General features: G+C 74.7%; 18 protein-coding genes. 10 read left to right on the top strand and 8 right to left on the bottom strand.

Features of this window, described 5'->3' with window-relative positions; all coding sequences use genetic code 11:
• Nucleotides 1-35 precede the first annotated feature (35 nt).
• The 3 genes from FHR78_RS05275 to FHR78_RS05265 all read right to left on the bottom strand — a co-directional run bounded on the left by FHR78_RS05275 (nucleotide 36) and on the right by FHR78_RS05265 (nucleotide 1,796).
• Nucleotides 36-599, bottom strand: a complete 564-nt coding sequence (locus FHR78_RS05275; RefSeq protein WP_166759388.1) for a GrpB family protein — start codon at nucleotides 597-599, stop codon at nucleotides 36-38.
• A gap of 76 nt (nucleotides 600-675) precedes the next feature.
• On the bottom strand, nucleotides 676-1,221 hold the full coding sequence (locus FHR78_RS05270; RefSeq protein WP_166759387.1) for a sigma-70 family RNA polymerase sigma factor: 546 nt from the start codon (nucleotides 1,219-1,221) through the stop codon (nucleotides 676-678).
• A complete protein-coding gene (locus FHR78_RS05265; RefSeq protein WP_166759386.1) occupies nucleotides 1,218-1,796 on the bottom strand; it encodes a hypothetical protein in 579 nt (192 codons plus the stop codon). Before FHR78_RS05265 ends, FHR78_RS05270 begins: the two co-directional genes overlap by 4 nt.
• Before the next feature lie 264 nt (nucleotides 1,797-2,060).
• Between FHR78_RS05265 and FHR78_RS05260 the strand changes: the two genes are divergently transcribed.
• On the top strand, nucleotides 2,061-3,647 hold the full coding sequence (locus tag FHR78_RS05260) for an MFS transporter (RefSeq protein ID WP_347878059.1): 1,587 nt from the start codon (nucleotides 2,061-2,063) through the stop codon (nucleotides 3,645-3,647).
• Complete coding sequence (locus FHR78_RS05255; RefSeq protein WP_347878058.1) at nucleotides 3,640-4,644, top strand: alpha/beta hydrolase; 1,005 nt, start codon at nucleotides 3,640-3,642, stop codon at nucleotides 4,642-4,644. Before FHR78_RS05260 ends, FHR78_RS05255 begins: the two co-directional genes overlap by 8 nt.
• Before the next feature lie 58 nt (nucleotides 4,645-4,702).
• Here the strand turns inward: FHR78_RS05255 and FHR78_RS05250 are convergent, their stop codons facing one another.
• A complete protein-coding gene (locus FHR78_RS05250) occupies nucleotides 4,703-5,347 on the bottom strand; it encodes a TetR/AcrR family transcriptional regulator (RefSeq protein WP_166759385.1) in 645 nt (214 codons plus the stop codon).
• Nucleotides 5,348-5,446: 99 nt separating this feature from the next.
• Here FHR78_RS05250 and FHR78_RS05245 point away from each other — a divergent pair, with 99 nt between their 5' ends.
• Nucleotides 5,447-6,508 carry a YdcF family protein gene (locus FHR78_RS05245; protein ID WP_166759384.1) on the top strand — a complete coding sequence of 354 codons (1,062 nt, stop codon included), beginning with the start codon at nucleotides 5,447-5,449 and terminating at the stop codon, nucleotides 6,506-6,508.
• An 88-nt stretch (nucleotides 6,509-6,596) separates the two neighbouring features.
• On the opposite strand, the gene FHR78_RS05240 is transcribed toward FHR78_RS05245, so the two are convergent.
• Nucleotides 6,597-7,145 carry a hypothetical protein gene (locus FHR78_RS05240; RefSeq protein WP_166759383.1) on the bottom strand — a complete coding sequence of 183 codons (549 nt, stop codon included), beginning with the start codon at nucleotides 7,143-7,145 and terminating at the stop codon, nucleotides 6,597-6,599.
• A gap of 471 nt (nucleotides 7,146-7,616) precedes the next feature.
• On the opposite strand from FHR78_RS05240, the gene FHR78_RS05235 reads away from it, so the two are divergent.
• Genes FHR78_RS05235 through FHR78_RS05215 form a run of 5 tightly spaced genes read left to right on the top strand, consistent with a single transcriptional unit; the run spans nucleotide 7,617 to nucleotide 14,676 of the window.
• Entirely contained in the window at nucleotides 7,617-7,706 is a 90-nt protein-coding gene (locus FHR78_RS05235; protein ID WP_166759382.1) for a potassium-transporting ATPase subunit F, read from the top strand.
• Nucleotides 7,706-9,379, top strand: coding sequence for a potassium-transporting ATPase subunit KdpA (kdpA, locus tag FHR78_RS05230; protein WP_166759381.1), 1,674 nt, complete (start codon nucleotides 7,706-7,708; stop codon nucleotides 9,377-9,379). The genes FHR78_RS05235 and kdpA overlap by 1 nt, the downstream gene beginning before the upstream one ends.
• Nucleotides 9,380-9,381: 2 nt before the next feature.
• Nucleotides 9,382-11,541, top strand: a complete 2,160-nt coding sequence (kdpB, locus tag FHR78_RS05225) for a potassium-transporting ATPase subunit KdpB (RefSeq protein WP_166759380.1) — start codon at nucleotides 9,382-9,384, stop codon at nucleotides 11,539-11,541.
• Between the two features lie 28 nt (nucleotides 11,542-11,569).
• Entirely contained in the window at nucleotides 11,570-12,175 is a 606-nt protein-coding gene (kdpC, locus tag FHR78_RS05220) for a potassium-transporting ATPase subunit KdpC (protein WP_166759379.1), read from the top strand.
• On the top strand, nucleotides 12,175-14,676 hold the full coding sequence (locus FHR78_RS05215) for a DUF4118 domain-containing protein (RefSeq protein ID WP_166759378.1): 2,502 nt from the start codon (nucleotides 12,175-12,177) through the stop codon (nucleotides 14,674-14,676). Before kdpC ends, FHR78_RS05215 begins: the two co-directional genes overlap by 1 nt.
• A 19-nt stretch (nucleotides 14,677-14,695) precedes the next feature.
• Here FHR78_RS05215 and FHR78_RS05210 read toward each other — a convergent pair whose 3' ends face one another.
• Together FHR78_RS05210 and FHR78_RS05205 are read right to left on the bottom strand one after the other, a co-directional pair.
• Nucleotides 14,696-15,463 carry a CorA family divalent cation transporter gene (locus tag FHR78_RS05210; RefSeq protein ID WP_208392757.1) on the bottom strand — a complete coding sequence of 256 codons (768 nt, stop codon included), beginning with the start codon at nucleotides 15,461-15,463 and terminating at the stop codon, nucleotides 14,696-14,698.
• 94 nt (nucleotides 15,464-15,557) lie between these two features.
• On the bottom strand, nucleotides 15,558-16,745 hold the full coding sequence (locus FHR78_RS05205) for an FAD-dependent monooxygenase (protein WP_166759377.1): 1,188 nt from the start codon (nucleotides 16,743-16,745) through the stop codon (nucleotides 15,558-15,560).
• Between the two features lie 55 nt (nucleotides 16,746-16,800).
• Here FHR78_RS05205 and FHR78_RS05200 point away from each other — a divergent pair, with 55 nt between their 5' ends.
• Nucleotides 16,801-17,295, top strand: coding sequence for a MarR family winged helix-turn-helix transcriptional regulator (locus tag FHR78_RS05200; protein WP_243862011.1), 495 nt, complete (start codon nucleotides 16,801-16,803; stop codon nucleotides 17,293-17,295).
• Nucleotides 17,296-17,373: 78 nt separating this feature from the next.
• Here FHR78_RS05200 and FHR78_RS05195 read toward each other — a convergent pair whose 3' ends face one another.
• Complete coding sequence (locus FHR78_RS05195) at nucleotides 17,374-18,759, bottom strand: protein kinase domain-containing protein (protein ID WP_243862010.1); 1,386 nt, start codon at nucleotides 18,757-18,759, stop codon at nucleotides 17,374-17,376.
• 312 nt (nucleotides 18,760-19,071) lie between these two features.
• Between FHR78_RS05195 and FHR78_RS05190 the strand changes: the two genes are divergently transcribed.
• On the top strand, nucleotides 19,072-20,157 hold the full coding sequence (locus FHR78_RS05190) for an AraC family transcriptional regulator (protein WP_166759376.1): 1,086 nt from the start codon (nucleotides 19,072-19,074) through the stop codon (nucleotides 20,155-20,157).
• Nucleotides 20,158-20,190 lie beyond the last annotated feature (33 nt).

The raw sequence follows: 20,190 nt of genomic DNA, 5'->3' as shown, positions 1-20,190 counted from the left end.
TCAGCCTAGGGAGCAGGGTCGCCCGTGCGCCGCGGTCACGCCCGCGCGGCCCGGGCGCGCTGCTTGATGGCAGCGATGACCTCGTCCTTGGCGTCGGAGTAGGCGTTCATGTCGTCCCACCGACGGGTCATCAGCTCCTTCTTCACGTCGCCGTAGAGGGCGCGGTCCGCGGCGTCGGCACGGAGGTGGTCGCGCAGCAGGAGGTAGTCGGACACGGCGGAGGCGCCCCGGTCGTAGACGTGGATGTGCACGTCACGGCCCGGCGTGCGGACGAGACGGTGACCGGGCTCGCGCACCCGCAGCACGTAGCCCGCCGCCAGCAGCTGGTCGAGGTAGTCCTCCTCGGCGGTGACGTCGGCGACCGCGACGACGACGTCGACGATCGGCTTCGCCGCGAGGCCCGGCACGGCCGTCGAGCCGATGTGCTCGACGTCGACGTCGTGACCGGCGAGGGCGCGGAGGATCGTCGCCCGGTGCTCGCGGTAGGCCTCGGCCCAACGGGGGTCGTGGTCGTGCAGCCGGACGCGCAGCGGCTCGGGGCCGCCCACGAGCTCGACGGTCGTCACGTCGGGCCGGCGTCGCTGTCGCTCGGTGGTCATCAGGTGGTCCCTTCGGTCCGGACGGGCAGCCCACGAACGTATCCCGCGCACGCCCTCCGGGCAAGGACCGACCCCGTCAGGTGCGGCGCTCCTGCTCGTCGAGCCCGCGCCGGAGCGCGGCCCGGGCGCGGGCGTACCGGCTGCGGACCGTGGCCGGCTTCGCGTCGAGGACCCGCGCGACGTCGACGAGCGCGAAGCCCTCCCAGTGCACGAGGCGGATGATCTCCTGGTCGAGCGGGCTCAGCTCGAGCAGCAGCGCGCGCACCGGGTGGGCGGCGTCCGGCGGCTCGACGACCGCCGCTCCCTGCGCCTCGATCTCGCCCCGGAGCCGATCGGCCAGGGCCACCCGGCGGGCCCCGGAACGACGGTGGGTGGAGAGGACGCGGCGCGCGATCCCGAACATCCACAGGCGGGCCTCGAGGGGGTCGGCGGGGAGGTGGTCGACGCGCCGCCAGACGACCAGCAGGGTCTCGCCGAGCAGGTCGGCGGCGTCCTCGGGCGGGCCGACCCGGCGGAGGAAGTACCCGAGGACGTCCCGCGAGGTCGCCTCGACCACGGCGGTCGCGTGCGCCTCGAGATCGCCGGGTCGCCCCGGCTGCAGGGTGCCGCGACCCGGGCTCACGCCGCCCCTCCGCAGGTCAGCGCGACGCCGCCGTACCGGGCGGTCCCGACGAGCGCGGGGTCGAGGGCCGAGCGCAGGCCGGCGTCGAGGGCGTCAACGACGTCCGCGCCGAGGCCGGCCTCGCCCCGGCCCTGCCGCACGACGTCGGCCAGCTGCGACCCGAGGGCGGACCAGTCGCGACTCGCGACGGCGGTCTCGACCGCCTCCTGCTCGTGTGCGCCGTCGTCGACGACGTCGAACAGCAGCACGGCCGTGCACCGCGCGGGCGCCCCGACGCCGTCGTCGACGAACGGGTCGCCCGGGAGGACGAACACGATCTCGGCGTGGGCCTGGTGGTCCGGCTGCAGGCCCTCGACGAGCGCGCCGGCGCCGAGCAGCAGGGAGCCGCCCAGTGCGACGGCGACCAACGGCAGGCTCGCCCGTCGCCGGCCCGGCACCCTCGTGGTGGCCGGCTCGGCGGCGGCGTCGCGGGCCGCCGCCGACAAGGGGGCGAGCAGCGCCGTGATGCGCGGGTCGTCGGCCGCCGTCGCAGGCCTGCTCGCGTCGAGGAGCTCGTCGAGGTCCGTCGTGGTCATGGTGGGTCCGCCGTTCGCTGGGTGGGTCGTCTGCCCGGGACATGGCCGGTCGAGGCCCCAGCGTTGCACCGCCGGTGACGACGGGCGGCCCGGCCCGCCCTGCGCGCCGCCGCTCTCCGGCCGCCGCCGATGCACCGGTCGACCGGGGCCCGCGGACCGTGTACAGTCACGACCACTGAGGTAAAAGGCGTCCCGCTCGGCGGGACGCACCCGCACGCGGCATCGAACGAGTCGCCACTTCTTCCCTCGAAGGAGTGCGTCCCCGTGTCCCTCAGCCCCTCTCTCGTCCGCCGCCGGCGCCCGCCCGCCGGTGACGCGCCTCCTCGTCTCTCCGACGCCTGGGCGGCCCTCGCCGGACTGTCCGCGGTGTTCCTGTTCGAGATGCTCGACACGTCCGTGCTCAACGTCGCGCTGCCGACGATCGGGCGCGACCTCGGGTCGTCGTCCGGCGGCCTGCAGTGGGTGTCGGGCGGCTACTCGGTCGCCTTCGGCGGCCTCATGCTGCTCTTCGGCGCCGTCGCCGACCGCGTCGGTCGCCGCCGCGTCATGCTCGTCGGGCTCGTGCTGCTGGCGCTCGCGAGCGTCGCGACCGTCGGGGTGACGACGACCGGCGAGCTCGTCGCCGTGCGCGTCGCGACGGGCGTCGCCGCCGCCATGACCACGCCGGGCTCGATGGCCCTGGCGTTCCGGCTGTTCGACGACGAGGGGCTCCGGGTCCGGGCGCTCACCGTCATCTCGACCGCCGGGCTCGTCGGCCTCGCCGTCGGGCCGACGGTCGGCGGGCTCGTGCTCGCCGTCGCGCCCTGGCAGGTGCTCCTGCTCGCCGACGTGCCCGTCGCCCTGCTGGCCGTCGTCGGCATCCGGCTCGGCGTGGCGCGCGACGAGCCCGACGACCTGCGCCGCGAGCCCGTCGACGTCGTCGGGGGCCTCCTCGGGGCCGTCGCCGTGACGGGGGCCCTCGTGACGCCGACCGTCCTCGTGCAGTCGGGCGGCGCCTCCTCGTGGGGCTGGCTCTGCGTGGCGGCGACGGTCGCCGGCGCGGCCGCCTTCGTCGTCCGCGAGCGCTCGGCGCGGCACCCGCTCGTCGACCTGCCGCTGCTGGCGCGCCCGCTGGTGTCGAGCGGCCTGGCGTTCAAGGCGGCGGCGGGCCTCGCCGTCGCCGGGCTGTCGTACCTCGTGACGCTGCAGCTGCAGTTCGCCTGGGGCTGGCCGCCGGCGCTCGCCGCGGTGGGGACCCTGCCGCAGGTGGTCGTGCTGCTCGCGGGAGGCCGGTTCGTCGGCCCGTTCGTGCGACGGGTCGGCCTCGGCCGGGCCGCCTGGACGAGCTCGCTCGCCGTCGTGTCCGGGCTCGCCGTCTTCGGCGCCCTGGGGCGGCACGGGTACGGCTGGGTGCTCGTCGCGCTCGTGCTCGTGGCCGCCGGGATGCGCGTCGTCGGCGTCGTCGCGGGCGCCTCCGTGCTGACCGGCCTGCCTGCCGACCGCACCTCGGTCGGGGCCGCGCTCGTCGACACGTCGAGCGAGCTCGCCGGCGGGGCCGCCGTCGCCGCCGCGGGGACGATCGTCGCCGCCCTCGTGACCGGCAGCATCGCCACGAGCCCATGGACCGCCGATCGCCTCGCGTCGTTCCAGGACGCGCTCACCGTCGCCGGGCTCGGCCTCGCCGCCGTCGCCGCCCTGCTCGTCGTCGTCGGCATGCGGCGGGCCCGCGCGGACGCGCCCGGCGCAGCCGACCCGGACGCGCCTGATCCGGCCGGCGTTCCCGTCGCCCTCGCCCCCACCGCCCCCACCGCCCCGACAACCCCCGCCGGCACCAGCCCGGCCGTGCCCACCGAGGAGACCTCCCGTGCCTGACGCCCAGACCCAGCCCCGGACCCAGACCCAGCCCCGCCCGCCCTTCGACCCCGAGCTCGCGCCGTTCCTCGCCGCCATGGACGAGCGCGGCCGCCCGGCCCTCACGGCCGAGATGCTGCCCCGGATGCGACAGCTCGAGATGTCGGAGGCCGAGCTCGACGACGGGCTGCGCGCCCGCGGCCTCGAACGGCGCAGCGTCACCGTGCCCGGGCACCGTGGCGACCCGATCGCCCTGGCCGTCGTCCAGCGCATCGGCCGCACGGGCACGGCGGCGTGCGCGTACGCGATCCACGGCGGCGGGATGATGTTCGGCCACCACCTCGGCAACCTCGAGTCGTACGACGAGTGGCTGCTCGTGCACGACGTCGTCCTCGTCAGCCCCGACTACCGCCTCGCCCCCGAGCACCCCGACCCGTACCCCGTGGAGGACTGCTGGGCGGGCCTGGTCTGGACGGCCGAGCACGCCGCCGAGCTCGGCGTCGACCCGGAGCGCCTGCTGCTCGTCGGCCAGAGCGCGGGAGCCGGGCTCGCCGCGGGCCTCGCCCTCCTGGCCCGCGACCGGCAGGGCCCCGCGGTGCTCGGGCAGGTGCTGGTGAGCCCGATGCTGGACGACCGCGACGCGACGGTCTCGACGCGGCAGTTCGACGGCGTGGGCGTGGCCGACCGGGCGATGACCCGCTTCGCGTGGGACGCCTACCTCGGCGAGCGGCGCGGCGGCGACGACGTCTCGGACTACGCGGCACCGGCCCGGGCGACGGACCTCGCCGGCCTGCCGCCCGCGTACGTCGACTGCGGCAGCGCGGAGGTGTTCCGCGACGAGACCGTCGCGTGGGCGAGCGCGCTGTGGGCGGCCGGGGTGCAGGCCGAGCTGCACGTGTGGCCGGGCGCGTTCCACGGCTCGGCGAGCATGCTGCCGGACGCGACGCCGTCCCGCAGGGCCGCGCGTGCCCTGCGGGAGTGGACCGGCCGCCTCCTCGGCTCGTCGGACCGGCCCTGAGGAGGCGCGGGTCGGCCACCAGGAGGCGGCGGCCGGCCCCGGCGCCCGGCGTCGCGGACTAGGCGGTGAGGTCCCAGACCTGCTCGACGTAGTCCTGCGACCAGCCGGCGCGGAGGCGCGTCACGGCTCGGTCGTACGAGGCCAGCAGGTCCATCCGCGGCCGCACCATCGACTGCATCTGGAGGCCCTCGTAGAGGGCGATGAGCTGCTCGGCGCCGCGCTCGGGCTGCATGGTCGCGGGCTCGCGGCCGAGGTCGATGTCGGTGACGAGCCCCTGCAGCACGAGGGCGTGGAACTTGTGCCACTCGTGCTGCAGGGTCGGGGCCATCGGGTGGCCGGGGGTCGCGGCGACGTTCAGGAGCGACGTGAGGAGGCGCATGAGCGACGGGTCCTGGACGTTCTGCTCGACGATGCCGCGGAGGAACCGGACGGTGCCGTGGGCGTGCAGCAGGGGGACGACGGGGGCCATGCGCTCGGCGTTCCAGCGGTCGACGGCCGCCATGACGAGGCCGTCCCACCGGGGGAAGAAGCCCCGGACGGTCTCGAGGGGCAGGTCGGCGAGGTCGGCGACCACGGCGAAGTCGGTCTCGTGGAACGCCCGGGTGCGGAACGCGGCGATGACGGCCCGCACGATGCGCACCCTCGTCTCGGTGTCCTGGCTGAGGGGGAGGGTGTCTTGCGGCAGTTCGGGCATGTCGGTCACTGCCTCATCCGACCAGATCCGGGCCGCCCGCCTCTACTCCCCGTTCGGGCGGCGCGGGCCCCTGTCGCCGTGTCGCATGCTGCGGATAGCATTCCGGACATGACACGACGGTCCCGCGGCGAAGGCCCCGACGCGAGCGGGCCCCTCCCGGGGCCGAAGGGGTCGACCGTGCCGCACCTGACGGGCGATCGTCGACGGGACCTCCTCGTGGCCGCGGCCGCCGCTGTGCTCGAGCGCGAGCTCGACGAGGCCGCCGGGCTGGTGCGCCGAGCGCGACGGAGCGACCCCCTCGACCCCGCGGCCGCCTGGGCGTCGGTGCACCTGCTCTGGATGTCGGGCGACCTCGACGCCGTGCGCGACCGCCTGCTGCGGCTCGGCGACGAGCTCCCGGGCGAGGCCCGCTCGGCGGCGCGTGCGGCGGCCGCCCTCGACACGGCGCTCGACGCGCGTGGCGTGGGCGACCCGGGGCAGGGCCACGACCGCGACCACGACCACGACCACGACCGACCGTTCCTCGACCGGCTCGCTCGACACCTCGCGGCGACCGGCACCGGGGCGGCCCCGGCCGCCTGGCCCGCGGGCGCACCGGCCGCGGGCGCACCGTCTGCGGACGCTCCGCCCGGGGCTGCGCTGCCCGAGGCCGTCGTGGTGCTCGGTGCCCTCCTCGACGACCGGGCCGAGCCGGGGCCGGCCCTCCAGCCCCGCCTCGACGGGGTGCTCCGGATCGTGGGTCCCGACACCGTCGTCGTCACCAGCGGGGGCAACGGCCGACACGGGACGACCGAGGCGCACGCCATGGCCGGGTGGCTGGTCGACCGCGGCGTCGACCCCGACCGGGTGGTCGAGGAGGCGGCGTCGACGAACACGGTCGAGAACGCCCTCGAGAGCACCGGGATCGTGCTGGAGCGGGGCGTGACCGACCTCGCCCTCGTGACCAGCGCCTCCCACATGCGTCGCGCGGCCACCCTGGTCGACCTCGCCCTCGACCTCGAAGAACGGGTCTGGCCCGACCGACGGCGGCCCACGGTGCGGCTGTTCCCCGTCGACGACCGCGGCGAGGTGGCGTCCCTGCCGGCGGCGGACCTGCGCGAACGGGCCGGCATCGCCCACGACGCGCTGCGCATCACCGGGCTGTGGACGATCCCGGGCGTGCTGCGCTGACCACACGGGGCGGGCGACGACCGCGCGGGGCGGGCGACGACACGGGGCGGGCGACGACCGCCGCCCGCCCCGCGTCGTCGGCCTGGCCTCAGCCGAGCCCGCCGACGGTCAGGACCGACGTGCCGGTCCGGACCGAGACGCCCTGCCCGGCGCACTCGAGCACGCCCAGCTGCGGCCCGGTGATGACCCGCACCGCGACCGACCCGGCGAAGAGGCCGGAGGCGATGGTGCCGGTCTGCGTCGTCACGAGCGTCCCGTCGGCGACGTTCACGACGCCGGAGAAGCGGAACGTGCTCGTGCGGCCGCCGCCCCAGTCGATGACGGACGAGCCGTCGCCGCTGCGGAGGACGCTGGTGCACGAGTACCCGGTCTGGGTGATCGGGAACGCGATCGCGGCCTTGGTCACGGCGGGGGAGCTGAGGCCGAGACAGGTGTGCTGGGCGCGGGAGGTGACCGCGACGGTCGTCGGCGTGTTCGTCAGGGCGGGCGAGTAGCTGTCCGTCTCGCTGCCCTGGCAGGTGAGGACGGTCGGCGCGAGCGCGGGCGCCGCGGAGGCCGGTGCCGCGGACGCGATGCCCCCGGCGAGGACGAGGGTGGCGAGGGCGACGGGGACGAGGGGCTTCTGGGGGAGGTGCATGAGCGTTCCGTTCTGTGCGGACGAGTACCACGAGAGGCTCGGGTTGTCGGGAGCGTCGGCTCCCGGCTCAGCAGTGCGCCCCCGATCCGGAGGAGCGCCGTCCGCACCGGTGCTGCCGGTGCGTCGTGCGTGACATGTTACGCTCCGCCCGGCCTGGACGGAAGGGTCGGGGTCGACGATCCCGTCGGGCGGGGGCTCGACCCGACCGGCGCGGGGGCTCCGAGGGCGTCCGGGCACCGTGGGCGTGTGGGCTCCGTGAGGAACGCGCCTCCCGCCGTGAGCAGACCGTGAGGACCCTCGGGCGCCCGCCCCGTGAGGTGTCTACTGACTCGCTGTGCCCACGACGGGCACCGGGCCGTGAGGCCCGTCGGTCGTTCTCCTTGGAGTCGTAGTGCTCGACATCGTGTACGTGCTCGCCGTCATCGCTGTGTTCGCAGTGGTCACCCTCGTGGCGAAGGGGGTCGAGAAGCTGTGATCGTCCTCAGCATCGGCGCGGTCGTCCTCGCCGTGGCCGCTCTCGCGTACCTCGTGTACGCGCTCGTGAAGCCCGAGCGCTTCTGATGGACGCCCTCTTCGGCATCCTCCAGGTCCTCACCGTCGTCGTCGTCCTCGTCGTCGTGTACCGCCCCCTGGGCGACCACATGGCGCGGGTGTTCACGACCGCGGGGGACGCCCGCGTCGAGCGCGGCTTCTACCGCCTGATCGGCGTCGACTCGACCTCCGAGCAGTCCTGGCCCGCGTACCTGCGCGGCGTGCTGGCGTTCTCGCTGGTCGGCGTCCTCCTCGTCTACGCGATCCAGCGCCTCCAGGCGTTCCTGCCGTATTCGCTCGGGTTCCCCGCCGTCCCGGAGGGGCTCTCGTTCAACACCGCCGCCTCGTTCGTGGCGAACACGAACTGGCAGTCGTACTCGCCCGACGTGACGATGGGCTACGCCGTGCAGGTGCTCGGCCTCGTCGTGCAGAACTTCGTCTCGGCCGCCGTGGGCATCGCGGTCGCGGTGGCCCTGATCCGCGGCCTCGCCCGGGCCCGCAGCGGCACGCTCGGCAACTTCTGGGTCGACCTGACCCGGTCGGTGACGCGTCTGCTGCTGCCCCTCGCCGTGGCCTCGGCCGTCGTGCTCATCGCCGGCGGCGTCGTGCAGAACTTCGCCGGCTTCACCGACGTCGCGACGCTCACGGGCGGCAGCGCGACCGTCCCGGGCGGCCCGGTGGCCTCGCAGGAGGCGATCAAGCTGCTGGGCACGAACGGCGGCGGCTTCTTCAACGCCAACAGCGCCCACCCCTTCGAGAACCCCGCCGCCTGGACGAACGTGTTCCAGGTGCTGCTCATGCTCGTCATCCCGTTCTCGCTGCCCCGCACGTTCGGCCGCATGGTCGGCTCGACGAAGCAGGGCGTCGCGATCGCGGCGGTCATGACGACGATCTTCGCCGTCTCGCTCAGCGCGATGACCTGGTTCGAGCTGCGGGGCGCCGGCACGGCCACCCAGCTCGCCGGCGGCGCCATGGAGGGCAAGGAGGCGCGGTTCGGCATCTGGGGCTCGACCCTGTTCGGCTCCACCTCGACGCTCACCTCGACGGGCGCCGTCAACTCGATGCACGACTCGTACACGGCGCTCGGCGGCATGATGGCGATGCTGAACATGATGCTCGGCGAGATCGCCCCGGGCGGCGTCGGCTCCGGCCTCTACGGCATGCTCGTGCTCGCGGTCATCACCGTGTTCATCGCCGGCCTGCTCGTCGGCCGCACGCCCGAGTACCTCGGCAAGAAGATCGGGCCCCGCGAGATCAAGCTCGCGAGCCTCTACATCCTCGTGACGCCGACGATCGTGCTCGCCTTCACGGCGCTGAGCTTCGCCGTCCCGGCGGTGCGCGCCGACGTCGAGGGCACGTCGATCTGGAACCCCGGCCTGCACGGCTTCAGCGAGGTGCTCTACGCCTTCACGTCGGCCGCCAACAACAACGGCTCCGCCTTCGCCGGGCTCACGGCGAACACGCCCTGGTTCAACACGACCCTCGGCGTCGCGATGCTGCTCGGACGGTTCATCCCGATCGTGCTCGTGCTCGCCCTCGCCGGCTCGTTCGCCGCCCAGGACACCGTGCCCGCCACCGCGGGCACCCTGCCCACCCACCGCCCGCAGTTCGTGGGCCTCCTCACCGGCGTGTCCGTGATCATCACCGCGCTGACCTACTTCCCCGTGCTCGCACTGGGACCGCTCGCCGAAGGGCTGCAGTGACCATGTCCGTCTCCACCGACACACCCACCACCGACCGAGAGGGCGAGCGCGAGCAGGCCCCCACGGACCGCGGCGGCGCGTTCAGCGCCGCCCAGCTCGCCGCCGCCCTGCCGGGCGCGCTGCGCAAGCTCGATCCCCGCGAGATGTGGCACAACCCCGTCATGTTCATCGTCGAGGTGGGCGCGGCCTACACGACGATCCTCGCGGTCGCGGGCCTCTTCACCGGTCCCGGGACCTCGGGCGGCTCGCCCGTCCCCGGGTCGTTCACCTGGGCCATCGCCGTCTGGCTGTGGCTCACCGTGGTCTTCGCGAACCTCGCCGAGTCCGTCGCCGAGGGCCGCGGCAAGGCCCAGGCCGAGAGCCTCAAGGCCACCCGCACCAGCACGACCGCACGGCGGGTCAGCGGGTGGGACGCGACCTCGGACGCCTCGGCCGAGCGCGCCTCCACGGAGGCGGTCTCGTCGGCCGACCTCGTCCTCGGCGACGTCGTCGTCGTGACCGCCGGCGAGCTGATCCCCGGCGACGGCGACATCGTCTGGGGCATCGCGAGCGTCGACGAGTCGGCCATCACGGGCGAGTCCGCCCCGGTGATCCGCGAGTCGGGCGGCGACCGCAGCGCCGTCACCGGCGGCACCCGCGTGCTGTCCGACCGCGTCGTCGTCCGCGTCACGAGCAAGCCCGGCGAGACCTTCGTCGACCGGATGATCCGCCTCGTCGAGGGCGCCTCGCGCCAGAAGACCCCGAACGAGATCGCGCTGAACATCCTGCTCGCGAGCCTGTCGATCGTCTTCGTGGTCGTCACGCTGACGCTGAACCCGATCGCCGCCTACAGCGACGCCTCGGTGAGCATCCCGGTGCTGATCGCCCTGCTCGTCTGCCTGATCCCGACGACGATCGGCGCCCTGCTGAGCGCGATCGGCATCGCCGGCATGGACCGCCTCGTGCAGCGCAACGTGCTCGCCATGTCGGGCCGAGCCGTCGAGGCCGCCGGCGACGTGACGACCCTGCTGCTCGACAAGACCGGCACGATCACCTACGGCAACCGCCAGGCCGCCGAGTTCACGCCCCTCGACGGCGTCGCCCGCGGCGAGCTCGTCGACGCCGCCGCGACGTCGTCGCTCAGCGACCCCACGCCCGAGGGCAAGTCGATCGTCGACCTGGCCCTCACGACGGGCTGGCACGAGGCCGCCGGCCTGCAGGGCGAGATCGTCCCGTTCACCGCGCAGACCCGCATGTCCGGCCTCGACCTGCCCGACGGCACCCAGATCCGCAAGGGCGCCGGCGCCTCCGTCATCGCCTGGGTCGAGGAGGACCGCCGCCTCGCCAGCAGCGAGCACGACGAGCTGCAGGCCCGCATCGACGAGATCTCCAACGCCGGGGGCACGCCCCTCGTCGTCGCGATGAAGAGCGCGTCCGCCGAGGCCCGCGTGCTCGGCGTCGTCTACCTCAAGGACGTCGTCAAGACGGGGCTGCGCGAGCGCTTCGCCGAGCTGCGCACGATGGGCATCCGCACGGTGATGATCACCGGCGACAACCCCCTCACGGCCAAGGCGATCGCCGCCGAGGCCGGCGTCGACGACTACCTCGCCGAGGCCACGCCCGAGGACAAGCTCGCCCTGATCCGCCGCGAGCAGGAGGGCGGCGCGCTGGTCGCGATGACCGGCGACGGCACCAACGACGCCCCCGCGCTCGCCCAGGCCGACGTCGGCGTCGCGATGAACACCGGCACGTCGGCCGCGAAGGAGGCCGGCAACATGGTCGACCTCGACAGCGACCCGACCAAGCTGATCGACATCGTCCGCATCGGCAAGCAGCTGCTCATCACCCGCGGCGCCCTCACCACCTTCTCGATCGCGAACGACGTGGCGAAGTACTTCGCCATCATCCCGGCCATGTTCGCCGGGGTGTTCCCGGGGCTCGGCCTGCTGAACGTCATGCAGCTCAGCTCGCCCGCCTCCGCGATCCTGTCGGCGATCGTCTTCAACGCGCTCGTCATCGTGGTGCTCATCCCGCTCGCCCTGCGCGGCGTGAAGTACCGGGCGGCCTCCGCGTCGTCGATCCTGTCGCGCAACCTCCTCGTCTACGGACTCGGCGGCGTCGTCGCCCCGTTCGTCGGCATCAAGATCATCGACCTCGTCGTCAGCGTCATCCCCGGCTTCTAGCCGGCGACCAGGGAACGAGAAAGAGACCATGGACACACGCACCCTCCTCCGCCAGCACGGCGTCGCCCTCCGCGCGATGCTCGTCTTCACCGTCCTCCTCGGCGTCGCCTACACGGCCGTCGTCACCGGCATCGGGCAGCTCGCCCTCGGCGGCCGGGCCGACGGCTCGCCCGTCGTCGTCGGCGGCGAGACCGTCGGCAGCTCGCTCATCGGGCAGTCGTTCTCCGACGCCGACGGCGCCGCCCTGCCCGAGTGGTTCCAGCCGCGGCCCTCGGCCGCCGGCGACGGCTGGGACGCCTCCGCCTCGAGCGGCAGCAACCTCGGGCCGGAGAACGACGACCTGGTCGCCGCCGTCGAGGAGCGTCGGGCCGCGATCGCCGAGAGCGACGGCGTCGCCCCGGAGGACGTCCCCGTCGACGCCCTCACGGCGTCCGCCTCGGGACTCGACCCCCACATCAGCCCCGAGTACGCCCGGATCCAGGTCGAGCGCGTCGCCGCCGCGCGCGACCTGCCCGTGGCGGACGTCGAGGCGCTCGTCGCCGAGCACACCCAGGGCCGTGACCTCGGCTACCTGGGCGAGCTCACGGTGAACGTGCTCGAGCTGAACGCGGCCCTGGCCGAGACGGCCCGCTGATGCGACGGGGGCGGCTCCGGGTGCTCCTCGGCGCCGCCCCCGGCGTCGGCAAGACGTACACGATGCTCGAGGAGGGCGCCCGGCTCGCCCGCGAGGGCAAGGACGTGGTCGTCGCCGTCGTCGAGACCCACGGTCGCCAGGCCACGGCCGCGATGCTCGGCGACCTCGAGGTCGTCCCGCGGACGACCACCCTGCACCGCGGCGTCGAGCTGACCGAGATGGACGTCGACGCCGTCCTCGCCCGTCGGCCCGACCTTGCCCTCGTCGACGAGCTCGCCCACAGCAACGCCCCCGGCTCCGCCCGGCAGAAGCGCTGGCAGGACGTCCAGGTGCTCCTCGACGCGGGCATCAGCGTCGTCTCGACGGTCAACGTGCAGCACATCGAGTCGCTCGCCGACGTCGTCGAGAAGATCACGGGCGCCGCGCAGCGCGAGACCGTGCCCGACGGGGTGCTGCGCGGCGCCGACCAGATCGAGGTCGTCGACCTCGCCCCGCAGGCCCTGCGCGACCGGCTCGCCGAGGGCAACGTCTACCCGGCGGCCCGGATCGACGCGGCCCTGTCGAACTACTTCCGCCTCGGCAACCTCACGGCCCTGCGCGAGCTGGCCCTGCTGTGGCTCGCCGACGAGGTCGACAGCGCCCTCCGGGCCTACCGCGTCGAGAAGGGCATCGACAGTGCGTGGGAGGCGCGCGAGCGCGTCGTCGTCGCCCTCACCGGCGGCCCCGAGGGCGAGACGCTGATCCGTCGCGGGGCCCGCATCGCCGCCCGGTCGTCCGGCGGCGAGCTCCTCGTCGTGCACGTCATCGCGCAGGACGGCCTGCGCGAGGCGCACCCGGGCGCCCTCTCCGCCCAGCGAGCCCTCACCGAGAAGCTCGGCGGCACCTACCACCAGGTCGTGGGAGGCGACGTCCCGGAGGCGCTGGTCCAGTTCGCGAGGGCGACCAACGCCTCCCAGCTGGTCATCGGGGTCAGCCGGCGCAGCCGGGTCGCGGCGGCGCTCACCGGCCCCGGCATCGGCTCCACGGTCGTCCGTGAGTCGGGCGACATCGACGTGCACATCGTCACGCACGCCGCCGCCGGAGGGCGCTTCACCCTGCCGCGGGCCGGCGGCGCCCTCACGCTCCGCCGCCGCCTCCTGGGGTCGGCGCTCGCCGTGGTGCTCGGGCCCGTGGTCACCTGGCTGCTGCTGATGTCGCGCGGCGACGAGTCGCTGACCAGCGACGTGCTCGTCTACCAGCTGCTCGTCGTCGTCGTGGCCCTGGTCGGCGGCATCTGGCCCGCGCTCTTCGCCGCGGTGCTCTCGGGGGTCACCCTCGACTACTTCTTCGTCGAGCCCTACGACAGCATCACCGTGGGCCGCCCGCTGCACCTGCTGACGCTGCTGCTCTACGTCGTCATCGCGCTGCTCGTCAGCTACGTCGTCGACCAGGCCGCCCGGCGGTCGCGGTCGGCCGCGCGTGCGGCGGCGGAGTCCGAGCTGCTCGCGGCCGTCGCGGGCGGGGTGATCCGCGGCCAGGACGCGCTGCACGCCCTGCTGTCGCGGGCCCAGGACGCGTTCCGGCTGCGGTCGGTCGCCGTCGTCGACCAGGACGGCACCGTCGTCGACTCCGTCGGCGTGCCCGGGACGGGCGAGCAGACGACGGTCGTCGCGGCGGGGGAGACGGCCCGCCTCGAGCTGACCGGCCCGCCGATGGCCGCGTCCGAGCGGCGCCTGCTCGCCGTCATCGCGGCGCAGGTCGCGACGGCCCTCGAGCACAAGGCCCTCTCGGCCACGGCCGACTCGGCCGGTCCCATGGCCCAGGTCGACCGGGTGCGGACCGCGCTGCTCGCCGCCGTCGGGCACGACCTCCGGCGGCCCCTGGCCTCCGCGACGGCCGCGGTGACCGGGCTGCAGCAGCGCGACGTGGTCTGGGACGACCGCGACCGCGACGAGCTGCTCAGCACCGCCCACGAGAGCCTCGACGCGCTCTCGGCGCTCGTCACGAACCTCCTCGACGTCAGCCGGGTGCAGGCCGGCGCCCTCGCCGTGTCCCGTCAGGCGCTCGACGTCGACGACGTCCTCTTCGCGGCGGTCGACGAGCTGCAGGCGGGCCCGGGCCGGACCGACCTGCAGATCGCCGACGACGTGCCCCGGGTCGACGCCGACCCCGTCCTGCTGCAGCGGGTGCTCGTGAACCTGCTCGACAACGCCGTCAAGCACGCCCCGGTCGACGTGCCCGTGCGCCTCTCGGCGAGCACCTTCGGCGACGTCGTCGAGATCCGGGTGGCCGACCGCGGCCCCGGCATCAGCCCGGACCGGCTCGACCTCGTCTTCGTGCCGTTCCAGCGCCTCGGCGACACCGACAACACCGCCGGCCTCGGGCTCGGACTCGCCATCGCCAAGGGGTTCACCGAGGGCATGGGCGGCACCCTGGCCGCCGAGGAGACCCCCGGCGGCGGCCTGACGATGGTCGTCTCGCTGCGGGCGGTGGCCGACGGGGCCGAAGGAGGCGCGGCGTGAGCGGGCTGCGTCGCCGCGGTCAGAGCCAGCCCTTGCGGCGGAAGGCCAGCCAGAGGCCGACCCCCATGGCCAGCATCGCGCCCACCGCCAGGGGGTAGCCGCCGACCCAGCCGAGCTCGGGCATGTGCTCGAAGTTCATGCCGTAGACGGTGCCGATCAGGGTCGGGGCGAAGAGGATGGCCGCCCACGACGAGATGGTCTTGCTCTCCTCGGCCCGGCGGACCCCGGTCCGCGAGACGTCGCGCGTCTCCCTGCCCAGGGCGAGGCTCGCCTCCGACAGGCGACGCAGCTCGTCGTTCTGGCGCTCGGTCTCGACGGCGGCGTGGATGGTCAGCGCGTCGCGCAGGGCGGCGCGCAGCGACGCCGCCCGGTCGGTCAGGTCCGCCCAGCGGACCGCCTCCCCGCTGCGCGTCGGGACCGCCGTGGGCCGGAGCGACGAGGCGTCCGCCAGGGCGTCGTGCTCCGCGACGTAGTGGCCCACGCGGCGCAGGCAGCGCTGCACGACGGCCACGTCGCGCAGGGCGGCGTGCAGCGGCCGGAACGACTCCGTGCGCTCGTCGAGCAGGCCGTCCTCGACCTCGTCCACCCGCGTGGCCACCGCCTCCAGCACGTCGTCGTAGGCCGCGAGCACGACGCCGAGGTGCGCCCGCATGGCCGCCCGCCGGCCCTCGGCCCCGAGGCCGGGGGCGAGGGGCGCGTCGTGGTCGACGACGTCGAGCCGACCCGTGTCGAGGACGCGGACGAGGGGGAGGCGCGGTGCGACGTGCGCGGGCGGGGCGGTGGTCATGGGCCGTGTCTAGCGGTCGCCACGGCGTCGACCGCCGGTCCTCACGGGATCCGTGCGCCGATCGGCCCGGTCCTCACGGGACCCGTGCGCCGCCTCAGGCGAGGTCGAGGGCCGGCAGCTCGCGATCGGTCTCGGCGACCTGGGTCAGCGTCGCGGCGACGGGGCGAAGCAGGCGCGACGTCATCACCTTGTCCGCGACGCCGCGGGCGGCGAGGCCCGCCCGCGTCTGCGGGTACGCGAAGGCGGTGAGCCCGCGCGGCAGGTCCTGGACGTCGTCGACGAGCGGCCGCATCCAGGTCTCGTAGGCCGCGAGCGCCGCCTCCTGGTCCTGGTGGCCGGCCAGCTGGGCCGCCAGCACGTAGCCGGCGGTCAGGGCGAGGGAGGCGCCCCCGCCTCCCATGGGCGTGACGCACCACCCGGCGTCGCCGGCCGCCACGACGTGCCCGCGGTGCCAGGTGCGCATGCGCACCTGCTGCAGCTGGTCGACGTAGACGTCGGGCGACGTCTCGAGCGCGTCGAGCACGCGGGGCGCCTCCCAGCCGGCGTCGGCGTAGCGCTCGCGGACGACGGCCAGCGTCTGCTCGCGGGAGAGGCCGAGGACGTCGTCGCCGGGGGAGTAGGCCAGGATCGCGCGGATCGTCCCGTAGGGGTCGGGCCGCAGGTGGATCTGGCGTCCGCGCAGGGAGTTGTGCCAGCGCCAGCGGTCGTCGTCCCGCTCGGTCCGGGGGATCGTGCCGAACACCATCGTGACGCCGAGGTCGCGGACGTCGACCTCGTCCGCGCCGAAGACGAGGCCGCGGGTGCGCGAGCGGACTCCCTCGGCGACGACGAGCAGGTCGGCCGTCGTCCGCCGCCCGGAGGCGGTCGTGATCGTCACGCCGTCGGCCTCGTCGTCGACCGCGGCGATGGGGTCGCCGTAGACGAGGTCGACCCCGTCGGGCAGGTGGTCGAGCAGGGTGCGGGCGAGGTCGCCGCGGAGGATCTCGAGCTCGGCGGTCGCCCCGCCGACGCCGTCGGACGGCAGCTCGGCGGTCACCTCGCCCCGGGCGTCGACGAGGACCGTCCCCGTCTCGGTGGTGTTCCGGGCCGCGACCGCGTCGAACAGGTCCATCCGGCGGAGGACGTCGCGGGCGACGCCGCGGACGTCGACGTTCTGGCCGCCGTCCCGGAACGCCTCGGCGCGCTCGAGCACCGTCACGTCCCATCCGGTCCGTCGCAGCCACCAGGCCGTGGACAGTCCTGCGATGCTGGCTCCGGAGACGACTGCGGTGCGCTTCTTCATGGGTTCTCCTCGATCGGATAAGCTTTAGAGTAAAGCTACTGCACAATGAAGGAGAATGATGACCGACGTGTTCGAGGCCTCGTGGCAGGCACCCGAGGTCGAGGTGATGGAGGCCCTGCGCGACTGGGCCGTGGCCTTCGCCGAGCTCAACCAGCACATGGCGACCTGGATGGCCCTGCCCACGACCGACGCCCACGCGCTCGGCCAGGTGCTCTGGGCGGCGTCCGCCGGCGACCCGCTCTCGCCGGCCCGGCTCGGCCAGCGCATCGGCATGACGTCCGGCTCCGTCACCGTCCTCGTCGACCGCCTCGAGGCCGCGGGCCTGCTCGAGCGGAGCCGCGAGCACACCGACCGGCGGCGGGTGACGCTGCGCCCGACGGCGGCGGCGCAGGAGCGCGCCCGCGGGTTCATGGCGACGTCGAGCACCGAGATCGCCGCCGTGCTGCACGACGCCGAGCCCGCCGAGCTGCAGGCGGCGACGGCGTTCCTGCGGCGCATGGTCGCGGCGGCGGCCGGCGGCTCGGCCCGCCTGCGGGAGGAGCGCGCCTGACGCCCGCCGGGCCTGGAGGCCAGGCCCCGGGGCGGCCCGGGGCGGCCCCGGGTGGCGCGTCGGCCGGGGCGGAGCCCCTCAGTCGCCGAGCGAGAGCGAGTCGCTCGTGCTGCGCAGCGACTCCTGGCGCAGCTCGAGCTGCGTCACGGCCAGGGCGGCGAGGTCGGCGAGGTTCGCGAGCTCGGCCTCGGTGACCTCGCGCGGCACGACGTCGAGCACCGAGAGGGTGCCGATCGTCTGGCCGTCGTGCCGGGTCAGGGGCACGCTGACGTACGACCGCACGCCGAGGGGGCCGGTGACGAGCGGGCTCTCGCGCATGTCGGGGTGCGCGAGGCCGTCGGCGATGACGACGGGCACCGAGGGCAGCGTCGAGCCCCAGTTGAACGAGAGCGCCCGGGCCGAGTCGTCGACGCCGTCGTCGAGGTGGGTGTGCGACCACACCCTGTCCTCGTCGCGGACGTTGACCAGGGCGATGGGTGCCCCGAGCAGGCGCGCGGCCATCGCGGTCACGCGCTCGAGCGCCTCCTCGGGCAGCGAGTCGAAGGTCTCGGGCACGGGGGACTCGACCGCCTCGGTGCCGGCGGTCGTGCCGACCTCGCCCGCCGCGCCTCCGGCGGGGGTCTCGGCGATGACGACGTCGCGCAGCAGGGCCACGAGCTCGGCCCCGGCGGGGCGGGCCGCCGGGTCCTGGGCGGTCATGGCGCTCAGCGCACGCCGCCAGTGGGCCGGCAGGGGCTCGGGGATGACGGGGTCGCGCGAGAGCCGGGCGATGGCCGACTCGACGAGCGAGCCGGGGAACTCGCGCCGACGCGTGAAGCACTGCAGCAGCACGAGCCCGAGCGCGTAGACGTCGCTGGCGGGCCCGACCTCGGCGCCGCGCGCCTGCTCGGGGCTGAGGTAGGCGGCCGTGCCGGTCGTCATGCCGTCGGCCGTGAGGCGCTCGACGCCGTCGGAGAGGGCGATGCCGAAGTCGGTCAGCGCGGCGCGGGCCCGGTCGCTGTGGTTGCCGTAGTCGACCAGAAGGATGTTCGACGGCTTGATGTCGCGGTGCACGACCCCGTGGCCGTGCACGTAGTCGAGCGCCTCGGCCATGTCGTAGCCGATCTCGGCGATGTGCTGGGCGGCGAGGGGGCCCGCGGCGAGCCGCTCCTCGAGGTCCTGGCCGGGGACGAGGGCCATGACGATGAAGCGCTGCGGCCCGGCCTGCGAGTGGGCGACGCCGGCATCGAGCAGGCTGACCAGGTTGTGGTGGTCGAGCGACGCGAGCACGCCCTGCTCGGCCTCCTGGCGGGCGATGTCGACGAGGCCGGGGTGGAACAGCTTGACCGCGACGGGCCGGTCGAGCGACTCGTCCCACGCGCGGTGCACCACGGCCATGCCGCCGCGGCCGATGACCTCGCCGAGCCGGTACCGGTCGTTGAGGAGGGACTCGGCTGCATCGCCGTCGCCGGGCGGTGTCATCATGTCCTCGTTCTCGGTGCCGGGGCAGGGTGCTCGATGCCGGTGCGGGCGGGGGCGCCACGTCGACGACGCGCGCGGCTGTGAGGGACAGAGTACCGGCCCGACGCCCGACTCGGCCGGTCCGTGGACGGGGCGCCGCGGCCCGTGGCCACCCCCGTGGACGGGGGTAGGGACTTCGCGGCGGGGATGGTGCATCCTTGACGGCGAACTCGTGCCCTGCGGTCCGTGACGATCGACGCCCTCGCGCCGTCTGATCTGTGCGGCTGCGTCTCACCAGCGCGCCGTGCAGGGAACGAGGAAGGCCAGGAGAGCACCATGACGAACACCGACATCCGCACCGACGCACACGCCGCCGCCGTCGAGGCCGCCGTCGCCGTCGAGACCCCCGACGCCGAGGCTGCCACGGGCGCTGCCGTCGAGGTGGACGGCGCGGCCGAGGCCGACTCCGCCCCGGCGCTCGACGCCTTCTCGCGCGACGCGTGGTCGGGCAACGACATGGAGGAGGCGCGGGCGCAGCTCGAGGCCGCTCTCGACGGTCGCCACTTCCGTGCGCGGCGCGGGGCCGACGAGTTCTCGTTCCGCTTCGCCACCGCGGGCGACCGCCGGCTGAGCCTGCAGACGGGCACGTTCCTCGGCCACCTGCAGGGCGTCATCCCGTGGTCGCGCGACTACTCGGTGTCGTGGTTCCCGATGGGGTCGTGCACCATCGAGTACCCGCACGGCCAGCTGCGCAGCGTCGCCGGGCGGCCGTTCCTCACGCCGACCGAGACGTCGTACTCGTTCTCGATGACGCCGCACCGCCACAGCATCGTGCAGATCGACGCCGAGTTCCTCGAGGGGGTCGCGGCCCGTCGCCACGGAGCCGGCCCGCAGCGGATCGTCTTCGACTACGCCGCCGTGCCCGGCGACGACGCGCTCGCCGCGTGGCGGACGACCCTCGACGCGGTGACGCCCCGGATCGTCAGCCCGACGACGCCGGCCGCGGAGCGCCTCGAGGCCCAGACCGAGCTGGTCGAGGCCCTGCTCGACCTGTTCCCGTGGCGCGCCGTCGACGTGCCGCCCGAGCTGCGGACCGAGCGCACCCGCCGGCTGCGGCTGGCGGCCGAGTACGTGCACGCCTACGTCGACCAGGCCATCACGTCGCGCGACATCGCCGCCGCGGCCGACATGCACCCCCGCACCCTGCAGCTGCAGATGAGCGAGCACCTCGGCTCGAGCCCGACCAACTACGTCCGCACCGTGCGCCTCGACCGGGCCAGGCTCGACCTCCTCGCCGGCGAGCCGGGCACGACCCTCGTCTCGGAGGTCGCGCGACGCTGGGGCTTCGGCAACCTCGGCCGCTTCTCGGCGGCGTACGCCGCCCGCTTCGGCGAGTACCCCCGCGACACCCTCGCCCGCTGAGGCCAGGGGATTCGAGCCCTCGCGAGGCCGACA

The organism is Frigoribacterium faeni (assembly GCF_011761235.1).
GTDB lineage: Bacteria > Actinomycetota > Actinomycetes > Actinomycetales > Microbacteriaceae > Frigoribacterium > Frigoribacterium faeni_A.
Note: the sequence above shows the minus strand (reverse complement) of the source record. Positions and strands in the feature narration are given on the sequence as shown.

What these genes read in the sequence shown, in the direction of transcription:
- FHR78_RS05240 (WP_166759383.1), bottom strand. Translation starts at nt 7,145, where the DNA reads ATGCACCTCCCCCAGAAGCCCCTCGTCCCCGTCGCCCTCGCCACCCTC.
- kdpB (WP_166759380.1), top strand. Translation starts at nt 9,382, where the DNA reads ATGTCCGTCTCCACCGACACACCCACCACCGACCGAGAGGGCGAGCGC.
- kdpA (WP_166759381.1), top strand. Translation starts at nt 7,706, where the DNA reads ATGGACGCCCTCTTCGGCATCCTCCAGGTCCTCACCGTCGTCGTCGTC.
- FHR78_RS05210 (WP_208392757.1), bottom strand. Translation starts at nt 15,463, where the DNA reads ATGACCACCGCCCCGCCCGCGCACGTCGCACCGCGCCTCCCCCTCGTC.
- FHR78_RS05265 (WP_166759386.1), bottom strand. Translation starts at nt 1,796, where the DNA reads ATGACCACGACGGACCTCGACGAGCTCCTCGACGCGAGCAGGCCTGCG.
- FHR78_RS05215 (WP_166759378.1), top strand. Translation starts at nt 12,175, where the DNA reads ATGCGACGGGGGCGGCTCCGGGTGCTCCTCGGCGCCGCCCCCGGCGTC.
- FHR78_RS05245 (WP_166759384.1), top strand. Translation starts at nt 5,447, where the DNA reads ATGACACGACGGTCCCGCGGCGAAGGCCCCGACGCGAGCGGGCCCCTC.
- FHR78_RS05275 (WP_166759388.1), bottom strand. Translation starts at nt 599, where the DNA reads ATGACCACCGAGCGACAGCGACGCCGGCCCGACGTGACGACCGTCGAG.
- FHR78_RS05205 (WP_166759377.1), bottom strand. Translation starts at nt 16,745, where the DNA reads ATGAAGAAGCGCACCGCAGTCGTCTCCGGAGCCAGCATCGCAGGACTG.
- FHR78_RS05200 (WP_243862011.1), top strand. Translation starts at nt 16,801, where the DNA reads ATGATGACCGACGTGTTCGAGGCCTCGTGGCAGGCACCCGAGGTCGAG.
- FHR78_RS05195 (WP_243862010.1), bottom strand. Translation starts at nt 18,759, where the DNA reads ATGATGACACCGCCCGGCGACGGCGATGCAGCCGAGTCCCTCCTCAAC.
- FHR78_RS05190 (WP_166759376.1), top strand. Translation starts at nt 19,072, where the DNA reads ATGACGAACACCGACATCCGCACCGACGCACACGCCGCCGCCGTCGAG.
- kdpC (WP_166759379.1), top strand. Translation starts at nt 11,570, where the DNA reads ATGGACACACGCACCCTCCTCCGCCAGCACGGCGTCGCCCTCCGCGCG.